Origin of the sequence: Streptomyces argenteolus, assembly GCF_042902585.1 — a bacterium.
Taxonomy (GTDB): domain Bacteria; phylum Actinomycetota; class Actinomycetes; order Streptomycetales; family Streptomycetaceae; genus Streptomyces; species Streptomyces argenteolus.
On sequence record NZ_JBIBEG010000005.1, the window covers coordinates 131,672 to 152,749 of the forward strand.

20 protein-coding genes are annotated in these 21,078 nt (G+C 72.2%); 7 read left to right on the top strand and 13 right to left on the bottom strand.

The window, feature by feature from the left end; all coding sequences use genetic code 11:
• Positions 1 to 180: 180 nt before the first annotated feature.
• From ACFY8O_RS19345 to ACFY8O_RS19355, 3 genes are all read right to left on the bottom strand, one after another.
• Positions 181 to 2,487 carry an esterase-like activity of phytase family protein gene (locus ACFY8O_RS19345; protein ID WP_387903943.1) on the bottom strand — a complete coding sequence of 769 codons (2,307 nt, stop codon included), beginning with the start codon at positions 2,485 to 2,487 and terminating at the stop codon, positions 181 to 183.
• A gap of 462 nt (positions 2,488 to 2,949) precedes the next feature.
• Entirely contained in the window at positions 2,950 to 3,168 is a 219-nt protein-coding gene (locus ACFY8O_RS19350) for a helix-turn-helix domain-containing protein (protein ID WP_145809908.1), read from the bottom strand.
• Positions 3,168 to 3,665, bottom strand: coding sequence for a DUF2975 domain-containing protein (locus tag ACFY8O_RS19355; RefSeq protein WP_387903946.1), 498 nt, complete (start codon positions 3,663 to 3,665; stop codon positions 3,168 to 3,170). Before ACFY8O_RS19355 ends, ACFY8O_RS19350 begins: the two co-directional genes overlap by 1 nt.
• A gap of 412 nt (positions 3,666 to 4,077) precedes the next feature.
• On the opposite strand from ACFY8O_RS19355, the gene ACFY8O_RS19360 reads away from it, so the two are divergent.
• Complete coding sequence (locus ACFY8O_RS19360) at positions 4,078 to 5,736, top strand: ABC-F family ATP-binding cassette domain-containing protein (RefSeq protein WP_387903947.1); 1,659 nt, start codon at positions 4,078 to 4,080, stop codon at positions 5,734 to 5,736.
• Positions 5,737 to 5,837: 101 nt separating this feature from the next.
• Positions 5,838 to 6,524 carry a class E sortase gene (locus tag ACFY8O_RS19365; protein WP_387903950.1) on the top strand — a complete coding sequence of 229 codons (687 nt, stop codon included), beginning with the start codon at positions 5,838 to 5,840 and terminating at the stop codon, positions 6,522 to 6,524.
• 52 nt (positions 6,525 to 6,576) lie between these two features.
• On the opposite strand, the gene ACFY8O_RS19370 is transcribed toward ACFY8O_RS19365, so the two are convergent.
• Both ACFY8O_RS19370 and ACFY8O_RS19375 read right to left on the bottom strand, forming a co-directional pair.
• Positions 6,577 to 9,006 (bottom strand): glycoside hydrolase family 65 protein, encoded by a 2,430-nt coding sequence (locus tag ACFY8O_RS19370; protein WP_387903952.1) that lies wholly within the window; start codon positions 9,004 to 9,006, stop codon positions 6,577 to 6,579.
• Positions 9,006 to 9,767, bottom strand: a complete 762-nt coding sequence (locus ACFY8O_RS19375) for an HAD family hydrolase (RefSeq protein ID WP_387903955.1) — start codon at positions 9,765 to 9,767, stop codon at positions 9,006 to 9,008. The genes ACFY8O_RS19370 and ACFY8O_RS19375 overlap by 1 nt, the downstream gene beginning before the upstream one ends.
• Before the next feature lie 162 nt (positions 9,768 to 9,929).
• Here ACFY8O_RS19375 and ACFY8O_RS19380 point away from each other — a divergent pair, with 162 nt between their 5' ends.
• Positions 9,930 to 10,148 carry a hypothetical protein gene (locus ACFY8O_RS19380; RefSeq protein WP_387903957.1) on the top strand — a complete coding sequence of 73 codons (219 nt, stop codon included), beginning with the start codon at positions 9,930 to 9,932 and terminating at the stop codon, positions 10,146 to 10,148.
• A 254-nt stretch (positions 10,149 to 10,402) separates the two neighbouring features.
• Here the strand turns inward: ACFY8O_RS19380 and ACFY8O_RS19385 are convergent, their stop codons facing one another.
• From ACFY8O_RS19385 to ACFY8O_RS19395, 3 genes are all read right to left on the bottom strand, one after another.
• A complete protein-coding gene (locus ACFY8O_RS19385; protein WP_387903960.1) occupies positions 10,403 to 11,272 on the bottom strand; it encodes a transglycosylase family protein in 870 nt (289 codons plus the stop codon).
• Between the two features lie 171 nt (positions 11,273 to 11,443).
• Positions 11,444 to 12,193, bottom strand: coding sequence for an N-acetylmuramoyl-L-alanine amidase (locus ACFY8O_RS19390; protein ID WP_387903963.1), 750 nt, complete (start codon positions 12,191 to 12,193; stop codon positions 11,444 to 11,446).
• Positions 12,194 to 12,284: 91 nt separating this feature from the next.
• Positions 12,285 to 12,929: a ScbR family autoregulator-binding transcription factor gene (locus tag ACFY8O_RS19395; protein WP_145809923.1), complete on the bottom strand. Its 645-nt coding sequence runs from the start codon at positions 12,927 to 12,929 to the stop codon at positions 12,285 to 12,287.
• A gap of 105 nt (positions 12,930 to 13,034) precedes the next feature.
• Here ACFY8O_RS19395 and ACFY8O_RS19400 point away from each other — a divergent pair, with 105 nt between their 5' ends.
• Complete coding sequence (locus ACFY8O_RS19400) at positions 13,035 to 13,988, top strand: ScbA/BarX family gamma-butyrolactone biosynthesis protein (protein ID WP_387903966.1); 954 nt, start codon at positions 13,035 to 13,037, stop codon at positions 13,986 to 13,988.
• A 78-nt stretch (positions 13,989 to 14,066) separates the two neighbouring features.
• On the opposite strand, the gene ACFY8O_RS19405 is transcribed toward ACFY8O_RS19400, so the two are convergent.
• A complete protein-coding gene (locus ACFY8O_RS19405) occupies positions 14,067 to 14,831 on the bottom strand; it encodes an SDR family NAD(P)-dependent oxidoreductase (protein ID WP_387903969.1) in 765 nt (254 codons plus the stop codon).
• A gap of 302 nt (positions 14,832 to 15,133) precedes the next feature.
• Between ACFY8O_RS19405 and ACFY8O_RS19410 the strand changes: the two genes are divergently transcribed.
• A complete protein-coding gene (locus ACFY8O_RS19410; RefSeq protein WP_387903972.1) occupies positions 15,134 to 16,042 on the top strand; it encodes a quinone oxidoreductase family protein in 909 nt (302 codons plus the stop codon).
• 39 nt (positions 16,043 to 16,081) lie between these two features.
• A complete protein-coding gene (locus ACFY8O_RS19415; protein WP_145809930.1) occupies positions 16,082 to 17,158 on the top strand; it encodes an acyltransferase family protein in 1,077 nt (358 codons plus the stop codon).
• A 122-nt stretch (positions 17,159 to 17,280) separates the two neighbouring features.
• On the opposite strand, the gene ACFY8O_RS19420 is transcribed toward ACFY8O_RS19415, so the two are convergent.
• From ACFY8O_RS19420 to ACFY8O_RS19435, 4 genes are all read right to left on the bottom strand, one after another.
• Positions 17,281 to 17,589 carry an SCO5918 family protein gene (locus tag ACFY8O_RS19420; protein ID WP_145809932.1) on the bottom strand — a complete coding sequence of 103 codons (309 nt, stop codon included), beginning with the start codon at positions 17,587 to 17,589 and terminating at the stop codon, positions 17,281 to 17,283.
• A 60-nt stretch (positions 17,590 to 17,649) separates the two neighbouring features.
• A complete protein-coding gene (locus ACFY8O_RS19425; protein ID WP_387903976.1) occupies positions 17,650 to 19,212 on the bottom strand; it encodes a DEAD/DEAH box helicase in 1,563 nt (520 codons plus the stop codon).
• A gap of 309 nt (positions 19,213 to 19,521) precedes the next feature.
• Positions 19,522 to 19,725: a cold-shock protein gene (locus ACFY8O_RS19430; protein ID WP_014155340.1), complete on the bottom strand. Its 204-nt coding sequence runs from the start codon at positions 19,723 to 19,725 to the stop codon at positions 19,522 to 19,524.
• Between the two features lie 305 nt (positions 19,726 to 20,030).
• Positions 20,031 to 20,375, bottom strand: coding sequence for a MerR family transcriptional regulator (locus tag ACFY8O_RS19435; RefSeq protein WP_145809935.1), 345 nt, complete (start codon positions 20,373 to 20,375; stop codon positions 20,031 to 20,033).
• Between the two features lie 442 nt (positions 20,376 to 20,817).
• On the opposite strand from ACFY8O_RS19435, the gene ACFY8O_RS19440 reads away from it, so the two are divergent.
• On the top strand, positions 20,818 to 21,036 hold the full coding sequence (locus ACFY8O_RS19440) for a hypothetical protein (protein WP_145809937.1): 219 nt from the start codon (positions 20,818 to 20,820) through the stop codon (positions 21,034 to 21,036).
• Positions 21,037 to 21,078: the final 42 nt, after the last annotated feature.

The window sequence follows — 21,078 nt, forward strand, 5'->3', positions numbered from 1 at the left end:
CGCCGTCCACCTGGCGCTCGTCCGGGCCTCCGCGCGGGGGTGCCCGGGCGGGCCGTGTGCCCGCGCGGGGGCACACGGTCGCCGGACCGCCCGGTGAAGCCGGTGCGGGGCTGCCCGCTCCCGGACAGCCGTACGGCCGCCGGCTGGGTTGGCGGCGGCCGTGGCGAGGGCTGGAGAGGGTCAGTCGCGCCCGAAGATCTTCCTTCCGGAACCGAGGCGCAGGAAGGCCGTCTCGCCGGTGGCGTCGTCCACGCCGTCGTTGTCGGTCACGGCGTAGACCTGGCCGTCGCCGCCCACGGTCAGCCCTTCCAGCTTCTCCTGGGTCCAGCCGTGCGTCGCCCGCAGGTCCGGGAGCACGTCGTGGGCGAGCTTCTTGGGCAGGATCCGCAGCTCGCCACCGGGGGCGGCGGACTTCGGGAGGCCGACCGTGTACACCCGCTTGATCCTGGCGGCCGGGCCGTTGAGCTTGTCCCGCTCGATCACGGCGAGTTCGTCGCCGACGACGGTGATCTCGGAGAGGCCGATCCAGTCCCCGGGCGTGGTGGTGGTGCCGATCCGGTAGCCGTACCAGCTCCAGGTACCCGACGCCACGTCGTACCGGCCGAGCCGGACCACTCCCGTCGGGTCGCCCTTGACCTCCCGCTGCAGCGCGGCCCAGACCACCTCGCGGCCCGCGCGGTCGGTGGTGGCCGTGACCCCTTCGAAGCCCTGCTTCGTCAGACCCGCGGCGACGTCCGCGGGCAGCGTGACGACCTGCCGCGTCACGCCGTCGCGGTCGAGCCTGACCAGCTTGTTGCCGGCGCCCGTCGCGCCCTCGACGGCGAGCCAGAAACCGCCCTGGGGACGGGCGAAGACGCCTTCGGCGTCGTAGCCGGCCGGGCGGCCCTCGGCGTCCTGGACGGTGAGCGCCCGGGTGATGACCGCCGGCCGGCGCGCGGTGTCGATGGTCATGATCCGGGTGTCGGCGTACGCCGCGTCCGTGACGCTGTACAGCTGGTCCGGCCTGCCGGGGACGGCGGACAGCGCGCCGAGCGCGCCCCAGCCGATCGGTGCGCCGGTGGGATCCGGGGCGGACACGATGCCGGGGGCGGCGGCGGGGGTGCCCGTGCCCAGCTCGAACAGGCTCACCGAGGCCCGTACGTTCACCGAGGCGTCGTCCTCCTCGCTGGAGACCACGAGCAGGTCGCGCGACGGGATCGGCAGCAGGCCCTCGGGGCCGTTGGTGGTGGGCAGCACCTGGCGGAAGACGGGAGCCGCCGGCCGGCTCAGGTCGTACACGGCGACGAAGTTGCTGCGCTCCGAGCCGACGAAGGCGTACCGCACACCACGGTAGGTGGCGACCGCGATGCCCTCCGGCTCGCTGCCCTTCTTGCCGGAGCGGCCCTCGTTGTGGAGGCCGTAGCGGACCGCGAGCCGCTCGAAGCTGTTCCCCGCCTCCCAGACGACCGTGCCGGTCCGGCTGTCGAAGACCGACCAGCCCCGGGTGCCGCCCTTCCAGTCGCCCTCGTCGGCCGTCGCCAGGTAGCGGTCGTCGATCCAGCTGACGGCGTCGGGCTCGCGGGGGACGCCGGTGAGCGAACCGGTCTGGTCGATCACGCCGTCCTTGACCGTGTCGATGCCGTCCACGGTGGCCGTACCGGCGCCGAAGGCCTTGGTGATCCGGCCGGTCGGCAGGTCCACCAGGGCGATGCCGTTGTTCTCCTGGAGGGTCACGGCGAGTTGGTCACGGCTGTTGGCGGAGACGTACTCCGGCTCCGGGTCGGTGGGAGCGGCGATCCCGGCGTCGGCCAGCACGGGGAGCGCCGTGCCGTCGGGGCGGGTCAGCGGTACGGCCCGGGTGGTCCAGCTCCGGGGGGAGCCGCCCTTCAGGTCGACGATCCGCACGAAACCGGCAGGGGCCTGAGGGAGGTCGCCCTCCTGGCCGCCGGGCGGGGTCACCTCCTCGTCCCGCTCGTTCTCGATCGCGACGGCGGCGTACCGCGCGTCCTGGGTGACGGTGATGGAGTCGGGCTGGCCGCCCAGGTCGAAGCTGCGCACCCGCTTGCGGTCGCGCAGCTCTATGACGTCGAGGCGCCCGGAGGGCTTCGAACGATCGGCGCTGGTGTTCACCACCACCAGGACGTACCGGCCGACGACGGCCACGGAGGTCGGCTCGTCCTCGGCGTCGCCGAGTTCGGCCAGCGACAGCGTGCCGAGTCCGCGCGGTCTGCCGGGATCGCTGATGTCGAGGAATCCGATGCGGCGCGCGAGTGCGTCGGTGTGGACGAGGGTCCTGCCGTCCTCGCCGACCGCGGAGATCTCGGCGACGGTCGGGGAGGCGGGGTCCTCGCCGGCGGGCCGGTTCTGGAACACCGGGTAGGTGGCGGTGCGGTCGAAGGCGACCGGCCACCGCGGCGGCTGGTGCGCGCTCGCCGCGCCCGTACCGGCCAGCAGGCCCGCGGCGACGGCTACGGCTGCCAGCGCCGCGTGGGTTCTCTTCGGGGGCATCGTCTCTCCGTTGCACGACAGGGGCACGACTGGGGCGGAGCGAGATGGTGCCACCTGTGGGCGAGCGTGAAGCGGCGTCCGGGTGAACAGCCGTCCAACCGCCGGTTCCTTACCGGTCGTCATGTGTCCCGCCTCCCCTGCACGAGGAAGCCCCAGGCCTGAGGGAACGGCCTGGGGCTTCGCGGTCCGTGGCGGGCGCCAGGGGTGTGCCGGGGCTGCTGGAGCGAGGCGGCGGATGCCCGTCAGGGGGTGGTGCGCAGCGGCGAGGAGCGGGTCGGGGGTCGGGATCGGCAGTCGTACGCGCGGGACGGAGGGTCACCGCGGGGCTCCCCCGGACGGAGGGCCTCCGTGGGGGTTCCACCCTCGCCCACCGAGGTGAACGGCACCTGAAGAACCCCTTTGCACAGGCTGTGGAAACCGCGTCGCCCGGGGGCCGTGGGGACGGCGCCGCCCGGCCGGGTGTCATCCGTCCGAGGGTTCCGCCTCCCAGCGCAGCAGGTCTCCCGGCTGGCATTCGAGGACCTCGCACAGCGCGGCGAGCGTCGTGAAGCGGACCGCCTTCGCCCTGCCGTTCTTGAGCACGGCCAGGTTGGCGGGGGTGATCCCGACGCGCTCCGCGAGCTCGCCCACGGACATCTTGCGTTTGGCGAGCATCACGTCGATGTCGACGGCGATCGGCATCAGATCACCTCGTTGAGCTCGGCCCGCATCTGTGTGGCCTCGACATCGCGCGCGACGGCCTGGGCGAGCAGCATGCGCAGGACGAAGACGACGAGCGCGACCCCCAGGACCGCCACGCCCGCCCCGCCCACCAGGAGCACCACGCCCGGCGCCACCGCTTCTCCGGGTGCCAGCAGGGCCCCGAGCGTGAACACCAGGAGCGCGGCGGCCACGACGGCACCGATCACCACGTGCACATGACGGAAGGCCGCGTGGGTGAACACCGTGCCGCGCCGCACCATCGTCACGAGGCGCCACACGCAGACCAGTACGACCTCGACGGTCACCACTCCCAGGAAGACGATCAGGAGCAGCGGTGCGCGGAGGTACGCGTACTCCGTATCGAGTCCGTCCAGATCGGCGGCGAGCAGCGGCACCATCACCGCCTGCACGAACGCCGAACCGGTGAGCAGCATCGCGAGCACCGCGCGCAGTGCGAGCACGGGCAGTCTTCCCATCGTGTCCCCCTCCATAGAGCTATCGAATAGCAACCTATATCTATTGATACTCGATAGATCAGTGCGAAGACAAGCACGGGTGACGGCCCGCCGGACGGAGGGCCCGGCGCCCTCGCGCGCCGTTCCCCACCCCGCCCGAGCCCCTCGCGGTGTACAGTTTTCGAGTCCTGTTGTCTCCGATAGAGGTGGACGTTGCGCATCTGAGGTCCGCGATCATCGCGCGGTACGGCCCTGCCGTAGCCCGTCACGCCCTGTCGGCTCTCCCGCCGCCCGTGACTCCCGCGTGGATGCGACCTCGGTGCATGAACCGTCCCCCGTTCCCCGGAGGACCGCACCCCCCTTCCTCGGCCGGTCGCCGCGTGGTGCTCGCACACGAAGCCCCTGTTCACATGCTTGCGACCGCGAGGATCACATGTCTCAGCCCACCACGCCCGCCGCCTCCCTCAGCTGCTCCGCCCTGGCCTTCCGCCACCCGGACGGCACGCAGGTCTTCGACGGACTCTCCCTCAGCTTCGGGCGGGGCCGCACCGGCCTCGTCGGGACCAACGGTTCCGGCAAGTCCACCCTGCTCCGGCTGCTGGCCGGCCGGCTACGGCCCTCCTCGGGCTCGGTGACCGTCGACGGCCACCTCGCCTACCTGCCGCAGAACATCACGCTCGACAGGGATCTGCGGGTGGAGGACGCCCTCGGCATCACCGAGCGGCGCGCCGCGCTGCGCGCGATCGAGGCCGGGGACGTCTCCGAGCAGCACTTCGAGACGGTCGGCGACGACTGGGACGTCGAGGAGCGGGCCCTGGCGACCCTGGGCTCGCTCGGCCTCGGCGACGTCGGTCTCGACCGCACCGCCGGGGAGCTGTCCGGCGGTGAGACGGTACTGCTCCGCCTGGCGGCGCTGCTGCTGGAACGTCCCGACGTGCTGCTGCTCGACGAACCGACGAACAACCTCGACGTGTTCGCACGCCGCCGTCTGTACGACGCCGTCGACTCCTGGCGCTCCGGTGTGCTCGTCGTGGTCAGCCATGACCGTGACCTGCTGGAGCGGGTCGACCGCATCGCCGATCTGCGCGCCGGCACGGTGAGTTGGTACGGCGGCGGCTGGTCGGCCTACGAGGAGGCGCTGGCCACCCAGCAGGAGGCCGCCGGGCGCATGGTCCGGGCCGCCGAGTCCGACGTACGCCGTCAGAAGCGCGAGCTGGAGGAGGCCCAGATCAAGGTCGCCCGCAGACAGCGCCACAACAAGAAGATGGACGCGCAGCGGCGCGCGCCGAAGATCGTGGCGGGCGGGCACAAGAGGTCCTCGCAGGAGGCGGCCGGAAAGCTCCGCGGTCTGCACGAGGACCGTCTCCAGGAGGCGCGCGAGCGGCTCGACACCGCCGCGGAGGCCGTCCGCGACGACGCGGAGATCCATGTGCGTCTCCCCGCCACCGCCGTCCCGGCGGGCCGCACGGTCCTGACCCTGGACGGGCTGACGCCCCGCTTCGGCAGCCTGCGCGACGCCGGCCTCCACGTCCAGGGCCCCGAACGCATCGCGCTCATCGGCCGCAACGGCGCGGGCAAGACCACGCTGCTGCGCACCCTCACCGGGGAGCTGGCGCCGGCGGAGGGCGAGGCCAGGACCTTCGTGCCGCTGCGGTTCCTGCCGCAGCGCCTGGACGTGCTGGACGACGAGCTCAGCATCGCGGCGAACGTCGGCCGGATGGCACCGGGGACCACCGACAACGAGATCCGCGCCCAGCTCGCGCGCTTCCTGTTCAAGGGGGCCCGCGCCGAGCAGCAGGCGGGCACGCTCTCGGGCGGGGAGCGGTTCCGCGCCACCCTCGCGGCGACGATGCTCGCCACCCCGGCGCCCCAGCTGCTCATGCTGGACGAGCCGACCAACAATCTGGACCTGGCGAGCGTGCGGCAGCTGACGAGCGCGCTTGCGTCCTACGAGGGCACGCTGGTGATCGCCGGCCACGACCTGCCGTTCCTGGAGTCGGTCGGGATCACGCGCTGGCTGCTCGTGGGGGAGGAACTCACCGAGACGACCCTCGACGAGGTGCGGGAGCTGCTGGACCCGGGCGCGGCCTGACGGCCGGTGGTGTACTGGAAGGTGCGGGCCGCCCCCAGGCCCCCGGCCCCACCGGCCTCGCGGCCCCTGGCGGCCCGGCCGGCAACCCCTCCGGAACCGCCATGCGCCCTCACCGTGCACACCGCCTCCCCCGCGCCTGCGCAGCCGCTGCCGTCGCCGTCCTGGCCACCGGCTGCGCGGGCGCGGCGGCGGCCGTGCCTCCGCCGGCCACCACCGCACCGGCGCGGGTGACGGCCGCGCCGCAGGCCGTCACCCCGGCCGACAGGACCGACCCGCGTACGGGAACGGCGGAGCTCGACATCCCGTCGATCGGAGTCAGCGACCTGCGCGTCGTGCCGTACGAGGGCACGACGGACGACGCGGCGGGGACCCGTGTCCAGAACCGCGGGGTGGCCGCCAGCCCGTACGGCGAGGAGGGCGGGGTCGGGCCGGGGGAGATCGGGAACTACCTGGTGACGGCCCACCGGCTCTCCGCCGGGGGCCCGCTCCGCGACCTGCCGTCGCTGGAGAAGGGGGACAAGGTCCTGGTCACGGAGGGCGGCACGCTGTACGAGTACCGGATCACCGGGACCCGGCAGACCTCGTTCCGCTCCGCGCGCTCACTCGCCGAGCAGCGGGCCGAGGTGCCGGGCCGTCCGGGCGAGAAGCCGGCGAAGGCCATGATCACCCTCTCCACCTGCGCGACCCCGGAGGACGACGCGGCCGGGAACGTCTGGCGCGACGCGCACGGCAACCCGGAGCACCGTATCGACAAGATCGGCGTCCTGGTCTCCTCCCGGGCCTCCTGACCCGCGCGGCCGTCCGCGCCCGGGCCCGCCCGGTGAGGGGTCCGGGCCGCCGTCACGAACCGCCGGGCATGTCGGTCGGCAGCTCCAGCCACCGCGCCGTCCCCGGCTCCACGACGTACGAACTGCCGTCGAGCCTCACCCGGACCCCCGGCCGCTCCGAGTCCGGTACGGCGATCCGGATGCGTTCGGCACGCAGCCGCAGGTCCACGTCCCAGTGCCGGCGGAACCGGAGCCGCATCCGGAACTTCGAGAGCTGGGGCAGCGTCGCCGGAGCCAGCCACAGGGCGTCGTCGCGGGTCTCCAGGCCCGTCATTCCCCGCTGGACGAAGTCGAGGGTCCCGGCCATCGCTCCCAGGTGGATGCCCTCCTCCGTCGTCCCGCCCTGGATGTCGGCGACGTCGCCGATCAGCGCCTCCTCGCAGTACACCCAGGCGTCGTCGCGGTGCACCCGGGCCAGCACCCAGGCGTGGACGAGGGAGCTGAGGGTGGAGCCGTGGCTCGTGCGCTTCACGTAGTAGTCGACGGTGGCCCGCCAGGTCTCGTCGTCGAGTTCGTACCCGAGCCTGCGGAACAACGTGGCGAGCTCCCGGGGGGAGAACAGATAGCCCAGCATGAGCACGTCGGCCTGCTTGGACGCCTGGTAGCGGTTGACGGTGTCGCCCTCCGCCTCCAGGATCCGGTCGAGGCGCCGGATGTTGCCGTACCGCTCGCCGTAGCCCTCCCAGTCCAGCTCGGCCAGGTCCCCGTAACCGGCGAACTGGCTGATGACACCCCGGTGATGGGGCACGTACAGCCGGCGCGAGATGTCGTCCCAGCGCTCCAGCTCCCCCGGGTCGAGCCGGATCAGGTCGAGGAGCTGCCGGCAGCGGCTCGCGGGCAGCGAGCGGCAGAGTTCGCCGGCCCGCGCGAGCACCCAGGCCGCCGTCACGTTCGTGTACGTGTTGTCGTCCAGGCCCGCCCTGTCGGAGTCCGGATAGGCGTCGTGGTACTCGTCCGGCCCGACGACCCCCCGGATGCGGTACCGCCCGACGGAGTCGTCCCACGCGGCGCTCTCCGCCCAGAACCGGGCGATCTGCATCATCATCTCGGCGCCCTTGGAGTAGAGGTACTCCGTGTCGCCGGTGGCCTCGCAGTACTGCCACACGTTGTACGCCACCGCCGAGCCGACATGGTGCTGGAGCCGCGAGCGGTCCGGCAGCCAGCGCCCGGAGCGGGGGTTGAGATGGACCTCCTGGGTCTCCTCGCGCCCCTCGTCGGCGCTCTGCCACGGATACATCGCCCCCTTGCGGCCCACGGCGCGGGCGGCGGCGCAGGCCGCGGGGAGCCGGCGATGGCGGTAGTCGAGCAACGCCCGGGAGATCTCGGGGAGATGGAGGTTCAGGAAGGGCAGGACGAACAGCTCGTCCCAGAACACGTGCCCCCGGTACGCCTCCCCGTGCAGTCCTCTGGCCGGCACCCCGACGTCGAGTCCCGCCGTGTGCGGGGAGAGCGTCTGGAGCACGTGGAAGAGGTGGAGCCGCAGGATGCGCCCGGGCTCCCCCGGGACCTCCAGTTTGGCCTGCTGCCACAGATCCGCCCAGGCCCGGCGGTGCGAGGCGAGCAGCCGGGCGTACGTTGGTGCGGCCTCGACCGCGGACACGGCGGCCCGCAGCGCGCTGCCGATCGCCTGGTCCCGCGAGGTGTGGAGGGCCACCGTCTTGTCGACGACGGCGTCGGAGCCCGGGGCCAGCGGCAGCATCATCGTCTGGTGGACCGCGCGCGGCTCCTGCCGGGGCTCGGCCCGGTGCTCACCGTCGCTTTCCGTGCCGCAGGAGGCCAGGGTGCGGGCGGCCAGCGCGATGCCGATGTCCGACTCGACCGTGCGGCAGCGCAGCCACACCACGGACCCCGCTTCCGTGCCGGTCTCCCAGCCGAGGAGATGACGGTCGGCCAGCTCCCGGTAGCGGGCGACACCCGTGTTGCGCACATCGCCGTCGATCCCGGCCTCCACCTCCAGCTCCCCCGACCAGCCCCCGGCGCGGAACGTCGTGTGGAGCGCGGCGAGGTGCGGGTCGCCCATGTGCACCAGGCGCTCCTGCACGACCGTCAGCCTGCGGCCCTCGCCGTCCTCGTACACCGAGCGGCGGGTCAGCGTGCCGCCGCGCAGGTCGAGGAACTGGCCGTGCTCCACGAGATACGCGTGGTCGGGGGTCAGCCACGGCCCGGGGCGGGTGCCCGCCGGGTGGACGCGGTAGCGCAGGGGGAGCCAGTTGGGGACGTTGACCAGGTCCTCGTTCTCGACCTGCCGGCCCTGCACCGACGAGGTCAGCCGGTTGTAGCACCCCGCCACGTACGTGCCCGGGTAGTGGACGTCGCCCGCGGGGGCCTCGGGCGCGGCTCCCCTGGTGGCGAAGTAGCCGTTGCCGAGGGTGCACAGGGCTTCGCGCAGCCGCTCCTTCTCCGGCTCGTACCCCTCGTACGGCCACACCCAGCCCCGCACCATCAGTTCGCCCCGCTGATCAGCAGGTCTCCGGGATCGGACACCACCAGGTCCGCACCGTGCCGCCGGAGGGCCGCGGCGCCCTCGGGGGTGTCCGTCCGGTCCACCCCGACGACCAGTCCGAAGCCTCCGCGCCGTCCCGCCTCCACACCGGCGAGCGCGTCCTCGACGACGGCGCTGTCACCCGGGGGCACGCCCAGGCGCCGCGCCGCCTCGGTGAACAGGGCGGGATCGGGTTTGCCCGGCAGCTCCAGGCGGCGCGCCTCATTGCCGTCGACCACGGCGGTGAAAAGGTCCAGGAGGCCCGCCCCGGCGAGCAGTTCGGTCGCGTGCCGGGAGGCGGACGCCGCGGCGAACGGGACCCGCGCGTCGCGCAGCACGTGCAGGAGACGGACCGTGCCCGGCCACACGGCGATCGGGTCGGTGCGCAGGCGCCGGGTGAAGGCCTGGTCCTTGCGCGCGGCGACGGCCCACACGGTTCCCGTGCCCGGGGGGTCGTCGGGGTCGCCTTCGGGGAGATCGATCCCCCGGGCCGCCAGGAAGGCGGCGGCACCGTCCTTGCGCGCCTTGCCGTCGACGTGGCGCCGGTAGTCGTCCTCCTCGTCGAAGGGCCGCTGTCCCTCGTGGCCGGCCAGGCAGGCGTCGAACGCCTCCTTCCAGGCCGCGGCGTGCGCCCGGGCGGAGTCGGTGATCACCCCGTCCGTGTCGAAGACCACCGCGTGCACGGAGAGCAGGACCGCGGCCGGTGACGGTGCGCGTGCCATGACCGTGTCCCTTCGTCGAGACCTTCCCCGTTCCATGGCACCAGGTTCCGGACGTGCCCGCTCCCTGTGGGCCCGGTGGCCGCTCCTCGCCTCTCACCAAGCGGGGCGGGGTAAAAAGTCTGGAAAGTTTCGGTTTGTCTCCCTGAGGACTACCGTGAAGGCATGGCCAGTACCGAGCGTCAGACCGATCGGCAGGCCGCATACGCATGCCCGGCCTGCAAGAAACCCGTCGACACCGTGCTCGCGCGGCACAAGACCCTGGGCATCTTCGTCCCGCACTGGGGTCCGGGGCCCTGCCACAACCCCGAGTGCCACAGGTACGGGGAGAGCCCTGAGTCGCCGAGCGAGCGCACCGCTCCCTCGCGGGCCGCCGGACGCTGAGACCCTCCGCGAGCCGGACCCGCGCGCGCTGAATGCCCTTGCCGCGCACCGCATGTCCCTGGCCCGCGCCACCTCGTCCGGCCGGGGCGTGCTCGCCCGCCGTGCCTTCGAGGAGACGGTCCGCCGTCCGCGCCATCCGCTCTCTCCTTGCGTGTGTGCCGCTCACGGTGCGGCCGTTCCGTACGTCGGGGAGTCCAGGTCCTCGGTCCCCGGGGGGCCAAAGTCCGCTCACCTCAGGTGGTGCCCGTGTGGGGTCAGGCGTTCAGGCGCAGGTGCTGACCGGGGAAGATGAGGTGCGGCCCACGGTCCAGGACGTCGCGGTTCAGCTCGTACAGCGCGGGCCAGCCACCGGACACGTCGGCCCGCTCCGCGATCACCGAGAGGCAGTCGCCGGACTCGACCACGTACGTCTCCTCGTCGACGAGGTCCTCGGAGTAGTGCGTCGCGCCGCTGTTCCCGCTCGCGGAGCCGCTGCCGGAGCCGTTGCCGGAGCCGTCGTGCGAGCTGCCGGAGGAACCGTCGGACGAACCGCTCGCCGTGGTGCCGGAGGAGCTACCGGACGACCCGCTGCCCGAACCGCCCGACGACTGCCGCTGCGGGGCCGCCTGCGCCGTGTCGTTCTGGCCGGACGCGCTTGATCCGCCGGATCCGTTCGACGAGGAACTCGACGCGCCGTTCGCACCGAGGCGTCCACAGGTCGGCCAGGCGGAGAGTCCCTGGGAGCGGGCGACGCGCTCGCCGACCGCGATCTGCTCGGACCGGGTGGCGAGGTCGGCACGCGGTGCGTACTGCCCGCCGCCGTAGGCCCGCCAGGTGGAGGGCGCGAACTGGAGGCCTCCGTGGTAGCCGTTGCCGGTGTTGATGTCCCAGCGACCGTTGCTCTCGCACTCGGCGATGCGGTCCCAGTCGGTCCCCGTGGCGGCGGCCGGCGCGGTGACGGTGGGGGCGCCGCCCGTGGAGGCCGTCACCGTGGGGGCGGAGACGGTCAGGGCGGGGACCTCTGCGGGGGTCCGGACCTGCGCGGCCTCGGCGCTGCGGCCGGAGAGGGCCAGCACGCTGAGCAGGACGAGCAGAAGGGCGAGCACCGATTCGACGGGCCGCTTGGCGAGGGGTGATGCCGGCATGACGGTAGTCCTCCGCTGTGCTCCGAAAGGTGTGCAAGGGCACGAACAGATAAGCCGCCGATATGCTTTTAGTCCGGCTTCGACGCGTGCGACGTCCCCACTTTCACCCGGGTGGTGGGTCCCTAAGGGCCGTGCCCAGCAGTCGGGGCGAGTGCCGCGCACCGCTTGCTCTCAGTCGGTGCGCCGCGCCTTGGCCGCCGCCCTCAGCCGGGCCATCTCCTTGCGGATCGTGGGGAGTTGGGCGTACAGCGCCTCACCGGGGCAGTACGTCTGGAAGGTGTCCCGGTGCCCCGCGACGGCGTGGAGGTAGACCTCCTCGCCGCGCTTGTAGAGGCTCTCGTCGTTCGTGGAGACCATCCGCACGAAGCCCTCCGGGTCGATGTCCCGGCCCAGCTTCCACGCGCCCACCTTCGCGATCCCCTCGATGAGCGCCTTGGGCACCGGGACCCCGGGGGCGAAGGTGCCCAGGGCCGCGACCCCGACGCTGTGCGCGTTGAACCCGGTGGCGTGGGCCCCGCGTACGGAGCGCCCCACACCGCCCGCCCTGCCCTCGTAGATGGTTCCGCAGCGGTCGACGACGAAGTTGTAGCCGATGTCGTCCCACCCCTCGCCCCGGACGTGCGCCTCCTCCATCGCCCGCAGCATCCTGGGGGCGTCGGCGCAGTCGTAGGCGTTGGTGTGCCCGGTGTGGTGGACGAAGACCGCCCGCACGGTGCCGGTGTACACCGCGTCCTCCTTGACCAGGCTCTCGTCCGCGTGCCAGGCCGCCCGGGTCACGATGGGGGGCCTCGGTGCGGCGGGGGGAGCGGCCGGCTTCGCGGTGGCGGGCGCGGGCGCGGTCAGCCGCACCGGCGCGTCCCGGAGGACCAGGAACGCCAGCGGCACGACCATGGCGCACACGGCTGTTCGGCGAAGCCACATAGGCCCACCATGCGTGCTGACCAGCCACTTCGCAGATACGCGCAGCCAGTCGGGTGAACACCGCGGCGCCGCCTGCCGGGGGGCCCGGAGGTCAGGGGACGGGGACCGCCCGCTGCTGCTCGATGATGCGTGCCGCGCGGTGCGGGGAGGTGTCGAGCCGGGCCAGCACACCCGGGACGGCGTTGTTGGGGAGGATGAGCTCGAAGAGGGCGGAGATCTCGGCGACCAGGTCCAGCGGCTCGGCCATGGACTCGGTGACCAGCTGGACGCCGGTCCACGCGCCGACGACCAGCCTGGAGGTGGCCTCCGGATCGACGTGCGGAAGGAGCTCGCCGCGCTCCTTGGCCTCGGTGAGTATGTCGGTGCCGAGAGCGATCCAGTCCGGCCAGCGGGTCCCGAAGAGCCCGCGCGCCCGGGGGTCGACGGAGAGCCGGATCGAGGCGCTGAGCAGGGGTTCCCGTGGCAGCCGGTAGGCGAGCAGGAGGGCCATGTCCACCCATTCCTGCAGCTTGAAGGTCTGCGGGGTCACCCCGTCCAGGGTCACCGCCTCCTGGAGGACTCCGCGGGCCAGCTCTTCCTTGGACGTGAAGTGGAAGTAGAGGGCGCCTCGCGTGAGACCCGCCCGGTCGAGGATCGCGGCGATGGTGGCGGCGTCGTAGCCGTGCTCGTCGAAGACCTCGGCAGCGGCTTGCAGGAAGATGCGGCGCGTGCGGATCGCCCGTTGCTGTCGTGCCAACTCGCGCCCCCCGTTGAACGTGCATGACGCTACTTCAAAAAGTACCGGTGAACCGGTATCATATCAGCGCTGCAACAACCATTTTGCGCCAGGTCCGGGGGGGCCGTGCCCGACATATCTCCCGTTCCGCACCCGCCGCTCGCCGCGGCCGAGGGGCGGAACGGAATCCTCAAGGACCACGTCCACCTGGGACGTTCCGACATGGTCCTCCTCACGTCCTGGCAGCGCGTGGAAGATGGCGAGTTCTCGCTGTCCGGCACCTGGCCGGCCCCCGCCGTCGGCCTCCCTTACGACCAGCGGATGCTCACCCAGACCGTCCGGCAGAGCGGCCTGACCATCGCGCACGCAGCCTACGACGCGCCTCTGTCCGATCACACCGTTCTGAACTACTTCGACCTGAACGTCGTTCCCGGATTCGCGGTCCCCCCGGGCGCACCCTGCGACATCAGCGTCGAGGTCACGGTCAAGAACGCCAAGGAGCGTGGCGGAAAAGTCAGTTCACTCGACATGGAATTCCGCGTCTTCCACGAGGGCAGCATGGTGGCCCGTGCGGATTCCGAGTTCGGGTGGCTCTCCACGCGCGTCTACCGACGCCTTCGCGGCGACCACTTCACCGTCGACTGGAACGCGTGGCCGCTGCCCGCTCCGGTCGATCCCCGTACCGTCCGCCGGACCGAACACTCCGACGTGGCCCTTTCGGCCGGCGACAGGCCTCTTCGCTGGCAGTTGCGCAACGACGTCGCCAACACCGTGCTGTACGACCACCCGGTCGATCACGTCCCGGGGCTCGCCCTCATGGAGGCGGCCCACCAGGCCGCGATCGCCGCCCTCTGGCCCGCCACGCTCGAAGCGACCACGGTGAACTGCGTGTTCGAGATGTACACCGAGTTCGACCGCCCCTGCTGGATCGAGGCGGAGGTGCTGCCGGCCGCCCACGGGGAGGTCTCCGTCCGAATCACCGCGACCCAGGACGGAGCCACGGTCTTCCGGGGACGGTTCAGCGGGCCCTGCGCCGGACGGCCCCTGGTGGACGGCCGGTTCAGCGGCACCCGCGCCTGACGGGCCCTGGAGGACGGCCGGTTCAGCGGCACCCGGGCCGGACGGCCCGTTGTGGACAGCCGGTTCAGCGGCACCGGCTCACTGATTGAGGAAGCCGCCGTCCACCGGGAGGACCGTACCCGTGAGGAACGGGCTCCGGTCACTCAGCAACCAGGCCGCCGCGTTGGCGATCTCCTCCGGCTCGGCCGTACGCCCCTGCGGGGTCATGCTGTTGACCATCTCCTCCAGGCCCGGGTTGCGCCCGAACCAGTCGGCCGTGATCTCGCTGCGCGTGGTGCCCGGTGCCACCGCGTTGACCCTGATGCCCTGTTGCGCGTACTCGTCCGCCGCCGCCCTGGTGAGGCCCACGACGGCGTGCTTGGCCGCTATGTAGGGCGCTGCGGCGGGTATGGCGACCAGACCGCCCACGCTGCTGTTGTTGACGATGGCGCCGCCCGAGGCGTTCGTCAGCATGGCCGCGATCTCGTGCCGCAGGCAGTTCCACACGCCGCGCACATTGGTGTCCATGACGGCGTCGTAGACGTCGTCGCCCATCAGGTGCAGGGGAGTCCGGTCGCCGCCGAGCCCCGCGTTGTTGAAGGCCGCGTCCAGGCGCCCGTAGGTGTCGACCGTGAAGGCCACGGCGCGGGCGGCGTCCTCGGCCACCGTGACGTCGCAGACGACGTAGGAGGCTTGCGCCCCCTTCTGCGTCAACTCCTCGACCAGTGAGGCCAGTCGGCCCTCCCTGCGCGCGGCCAGGACGACCGTCGCGCCCTCCCGGGAGAACACGCGCGCCGCCGATGCGCCGATGCCGCTGCTCGCCCCGGTGACCAGGACGACCTTGCCGTTCAGAAGATCACTCATGGGCGCAGTCTGGCAGGCCTCCCCGGCAGCCACCACGGACTTCCCGCGCCACCCGCCAGGGCTTCCCGTACCGCCCGGTCCTGCCCCGGCCCACCGGAACTCCGGTGCGTACGCGAGGGCCGGCGCTTCGGGACCCGGTGTCCGAAGCGTGCCCCAGAGCTGCGACACAGAGTCATCGGCGGAACATACCGAGCGTTCTGTTCTTATCGGATTCCGCGCATTCCGGCCCCAGGACCGACAGCGCGTTCCGGAAACACTCGGAGCCCCGGGCCGCCCCGGAGGGCCGCGCGATACCGTGCGGCATGCTCGCCATCCAGTTCGACCGTTTCGGTGGTCCCGAAGTCCTGCGTCCCGTCGAGCTGCCCACCCCCGTGGCGGGCCCCGGCGAGGTCCTCCTCACCGTCGAGGCGGCGGGGGTGAACTTCGCGGACACCCACCAGGTGGACGGCTCCTACCTCGGCGCCGACGCCCTGCCGTACGTCCCGGGCAGCGAGGTGGTGGGCCGCACCCCCGACGGCAGACGGGTCCTGGCCCGCGTGTCGCACGGATACGCGGAGCAGGTCACCGCGAAGGAGTCCGCCGTCCTGGACATCCCCGAGGAGTTCGGCGCCGCGGAGGCGCTGGCCCTGATGGTGCAGGGGCTCACGGCCTGGCACCTGCTGCGGTCCGCCGCCCGGCTGCGCACCGGCGAGAGCGTCGTGGTGCACTCGGCGGCGGGCGGCGTGGGCTCCCTGGCCGTCCAGCTGGCCAGGGAGTTCGGGGCGGGCCGGGTGCTCGCCCAGGTCTCCGCCCCGGCCAAGGAGCGGCTCGTCCTGGACCTCGGGGCGGACGCGGTGGTCGGCTACCCCCTCGCGGAGAAGGCGGACGTCGTCCTGGACGCCGTCGGCGGGGAGCTCTTCGACCAGGCGCTGGGCTCGCTGGCCTCCTTCGGCCGGCTCGTGAGTTACGGCAACTCCGCCCGCCAGGGCTTCACCCCGGTCGACCCGGCCCTCCTGAGCCGTCTCAACGCCTCCGTCGTCGGATTCTGGCTGCGTCCCACGCTCGCGCTTCCGGGGGCGGTCAGCGGGCCGCTCAAGGAGCTCTTCACCCTCGTCTCGGAGGGCCGTCTGCGCCCGGTGACCGGCAGCAGCTATCCGCTCGCCGATGCCCGGCGGGCCCACGAGGACCTGCTGGCCCGCCGCACGACCGGCAAGGTGATCCTGACCACGTGAGGGGGCCCGGGCGCCGGGGGAGCTTTGTAGGGTGACCGGATGCCCTCGCTGACCTCACACTCCCCGGGTCCCGCCGCCGACGGGGCCGGGGCCCCGGCCCCCGCCCCCTCCCGGCCGGGCCGTGACCCGTACTTCGACAACGCGAAGTACCTGGCCATCGTGCTGGTCGCGATGGGGCACGCCTGGGAGCCGCTGCCCGGCAGCGGGCGCCTGGTCGAGACGGTGTACACCTTCGTCTACGCCTTCCACATGCCGGTCTTCATCCTGATCGCCGGGTACTTCTCGCGCGGGTTCGAGCTGCGGCCCGACCGGGTGTGGAAGCTCGTCACCAGCCTGGTCGTGCCCTACGTCGTCTTCGAGGTCGCCTACACCCTCTTCGAGCGCCTCACCGGCGCCCCCGGCTTCCCGCTGAGCCCGCTCACCCCGTACTGGCTGCTGTGGTTCCTGCCCGCGCTGTTCCTGTGGCGGCTCACGACCCCCTTCTGGCAGACGGTCCGGTGGCCGGTCGCGGTGTCCCTGGCCGTCGCGGCCGTGGGGGCGGTCACCAGCAACATCGGGGGCGACCTGCAACTCCAGCGGGTCCTGCAGTTCCTGCCGTTCTACGTGCTGGGACTGTGCCTGCGGCCTGAGCACTTCGCCTTCGTCCGCCGCCGGGCGGTGCGCATCGCCTCCGTGCCCGTCTGCCTGGTCGCCCTGGCCGCCGCCTACTGGGCGGTGCCGCGCACGACGACCTCGTGGTTCTTCCGCCGGTACGGCGCCGAGCAGCTCGGCTCGCCCGCCTGGACCGGCGCCCCGGTGACCCTGTTCCTGTTCGCGTGCGCGGTGGTCCTCAGCGCCTGCTTCCTCGCCTGGGTCCCCGGCCGCAAGCTGTGGATGACTGCGCTGGGCGCGGGCACGCTGTACGGCTACCTGCTGCACGGCTTCGTCATCAAGGGCGCGGTCAGGCTGGACCTCTTCGAGGCGGACGTGCTGTCCACCCCGCTTGGCCGGCTCCTGGTGTCGGCCGCCGCCGCGGCCATGGTCACCGCCCTGTGCAGCACTCCCGTGCGGCGGGTGTTCCGGTACGTCGTCGAGCCCCGGCTCGACTGGGCACGGAGGCCGGCGACGGCGCCCTGACGGGGCTCGTCCGCGACGCCTCCGTCGTCCTGGACGGGGATCCGGGCCCCGGCGGGCCGGGAACGCACCGCACCCCCGGGGCCGAGGGCCCCGGGGGTGCGGTGTTCGCGGTGCTCGCGGGCTCAGACGCCGCCGGGCGAGCCGAGCAGCGCGGACGCGTTCTCCAGCGGCGTGAGGGGCACCGCGGGAGCGGGCACCTCCGCCGGCCGGCAGGTGAAGCCGAGGCGCGACAGCGCCCTGGTGACCTCGGCGGCACTGAAGTCACGGCGGTCCTGCCGGGTGATGACTTCGCCGACCTGCTTGACGGGGTAGACACGGCGGCCGACGACCACCGCGTCACCGATGACGGGTTCGGGCTTGATGCCCTTCATCGATGCCTCCACCTCGTTCTTGAACAGATCGAAGGGGAAACGGGCGATGACACAGCGCATGGGGCCTCGACAAGGTCGTAGAGAAAGCCGGACGGGGTCGGCCGGAGCACGGCCGGACCGCTACGCGGCCTTGTTGGTCCGGCGCTGAGCCGCCGCCGCACGGGCCTGCGGCGTCGCCGTGTTGGCGTTGGAGCGGCGCCCCTGGCCGGGACGCGCGCCACGCCGTCCACGGGGACCCGAGCTGCCGCCCTTGCGCTCCGTCACCGGTGCGGTGATCGTGACCGGAACGCCCGAGGGTGTCTGGGCGCCGGTGATACGGCTGAGCTCCGCCTCTCCGGACCGCACCTGGGCGATCTGGGGCGTGATCCCGGCGTCGGCCATCAGCCGGGTCATCTCACGGCGCTGGTTGGGCAGCACGAGCGTGACGACGCTGCCGGACTCCCCGGCCCGCGCGGTACGCCCGCCGCGGTGCAGGTAGTCCTTGTGGTCGCTGGGCGGGTCCACGTTGACGACGAGGTCGAGGTTGTCGACGTGGATGCCGCGCGCGGCGACGTTCGTGGCGACCAGCACCGTGACGTGACCGGTCTTGAACCGGTCCAGGGTCCGGGTCCGCTGAGGCTGGGACTTCCCGCCGTGCAGCGCCGCCGCCCGCACACCGCTGCTCAGCAGGTGGTCGGTGAGCTTGTCCACGGCGTGCTTGGTGTCCAGGAACATGATCACCCGGCCGTCGCGGGCCGCGATCTCGGTGGTGGTGGCGTACTTGTCGGCACCCTGGACGTAGAGCACGTGGTGCTCCATCGTCGTCACCGCTCCGGCCGCGGGGTCCACGGAGTGGACCACCGGGTCGTGCAGGTAGCGGCGGACCAGCAGGTCCACGTTGCGGTCCAGGGTGGCCGAGAACAGCATCCGCTGGCCGTCGGGGCCGACCTGGTCGAGCAGCTCGGTGACCTGGGGCATGAAGCCCATGTCGGCCATCTGGTCGGCCTCGTCGAGGACGGTGATCGCGACACGGTCGAGCTTGCAGTCGCCGCGCTCGATGAGGTCCTTGAGCCGGCCCGGGGTGGCGACCACGATCTCGGCGCCGCCGCGCAGGGCGCTGGCCTGGCGGCCGATCGACATGCCGCCGACGACCGTCGCCAGCCGCAGCTTGAGCGAGCGGGCGTACGGGGTGAGCGCGTCGGTGACCTGCTGGGCCAGTTCCCGGGTGGGGACGAGCACGAGGGCCAGCGGGCGGCGTGCGTCGGCACGGTTGCCCGCGGTGCGGGCGAGGAGGGCCAGGCCGAAGGCGAGCGTCTTGCCCGAGCCGGTGCGACCGCGCCCCAGGACGTCCCGTCCGGCGAGCGAGTTCGGCAGGGTGGCCCCCTGGATCGGGAACGGCACCGTCACGCCCTCGGTACCCAGCGCCGCCAGCAGGGGCGCGGGCATCTCCAGGTCCTCGAAGGACTCCACGGCGGGGAGGGCGGGAGTGATGGTCACCGGCAGGGCGAATTCACCCGACGGGGCGGAGCGACGGCCGTAGCCGCCGGAGCGCTTGGGCCCGCCGGAGCGGCCCTGCCCACCGAGAGCGCCCGGCCTGCCGGATCCCGCCGAGCGGAATCCGTTGGCGGTACGACTGCCGTTGGTCCCACCGGAGCGGGTCCGGGAAAATCGGTCGTTCGTGCGAGATGTGCGATCGCGGTTCAATGCAGAACCTTTCCCTCGAATGGCACGTGTCGAGGGATTCTTTCCGGGCGGCTGCAGCCATGTACGGCGCCAAGAATCGCAAGAACGAGCCGGTGAAATAACGAAAAACGAAGTCCGTCCGCCGGGTGAACCAGCGGTATTCGGTACTCCATATGACTGCATGACGACCACTTCACGGGCGGCGCGCGTCGGGGATTCCCTCGACGGCGCGCCGGCCGTGGACGGCCGTGGTCACGGCCGGGAAAAACACAACGAGCTGGGGCCCGCACCCCAAGGTGCGGGCCCCAGCTGCGTCATACGCCTGGCAGATCAGGCAGGGGTGATGTTCTCCGCCTGCGGGCCCTTCTGGCCCTGCGTGACGTCGAAGTTCACCTTCTGGCCTTCCTGCAGCTCACGGAAGCCCTGGGCGGCGATGTTCGAGTAGTGGGCGAAGACGTCAGCGCCGCCACCCTCCTGCTCGATGAAGCCGAAGCCCTTTTCCGAGTTGAACCACTTCACGGTGCCAGTAGCCATGTCATATCTCCTTCGGGGCGTTGCCCGTGGACCCGCACTGTGCGAGTCCTACGTCGCCGCAAATGATTGCCCCGTCCGGAACAGACCGGAAATACAAAAGCGCACCCACCGGAGTGAAAACGGCGAGAGCACTTGAAGTTTTGGGAACCACAACTGCAACTGAGATCAACAGTAGCACGATTCGGGCACAAGTGAGCGGTGCGCCATATCACCCGCCCGGCGCTGAGCCGCACACGGTATAAACTCTCACCGCTCTTTGCGCGCATTTCTGTGCCGACGGAAACAGATATACACCCGCGCGCCGGTCAGGAATCGGCGCCACTCCGGCCGGCCGCCGGCCGTCTGAGCTCCTCGTTGAGACGCAGGGCCTCCTCGAGCTGGTCCTCCAGGATGACGATGCGGCAGGCGGCCTCGATCGGCGTGCCGCCGTCCACCAGCTCGCGGGCCCGGGCGGCGATGCGCAGTTGGTAGCGCGAGTAGCGGCGGTGACCGCCCTCGGAGCGCAGAGGGGTGATCAGGCGGGCGTCACCGATGGCCCTCAGGAAACCCGGCGTGGCACCGATCATCTCCGCGGCTCGCCCCATCGTGTAAGCGGGGTAGTCGTCGTCGTCGAGACGGTCCGTGGCATGCGACGGAGATTCCGGGGGCATCTGCACCTCTTCTGCTACGCACCGGGCCACCGATATGGCCTGGCTGCACGAGAAACCCTAGGCGTAGGGGTAGGTCATGTCTATTGCCGCCGGAACAGGTTTCGCCCGGTCCGGGCGTCCGCACGCCCGCACCCCGGGTCGCGGGCACACCGGCGCAAGCCTCCCGCGCCCCCCGCGCGCGGGGTCGCACGCCCGTCGGCGGAAGCCGTCCGTAGCCGCATGATCACCCCAACAGGGCTGACCGACCGGTCAGTTGTCGGCAGACCTGGGAAGGGTCATACTGCTCCCGGTAGCCCTTCACGCATCCCCCGTCGTGAAGGGCTACTTCACGTGCGCCCCGCATCTCCCCGGCCCACCGGACGGCCCCGATTGCGGACCGGCGCGGGACCCGGTTACGTGGGTCGGGGGGGCAGGCTCGGCGACGTAACCGGGAGGCACGCAGATGCCCAGGACACCCACGAACTCCAAGGTCGGTCTGCTCCTGAGCCTGGGCGGCAGCGCGCTCGCCGTCATCCGCACCCTCCGGCAGATGCGCAGGTCCCGGGGCACCCACGACAGGCTGACCACCGCGAACACCGTGGCGGGACTGCTGCCGCTGATCACGTCCGCCCTGCTCGTCCTGCGCCGGCTGCGCAGGCACTCCCACCGGCAGGCCCGATGACCTGAGGGCCGGGCAGCCCGGAGCGCCCGGTCCGGCGTGCCC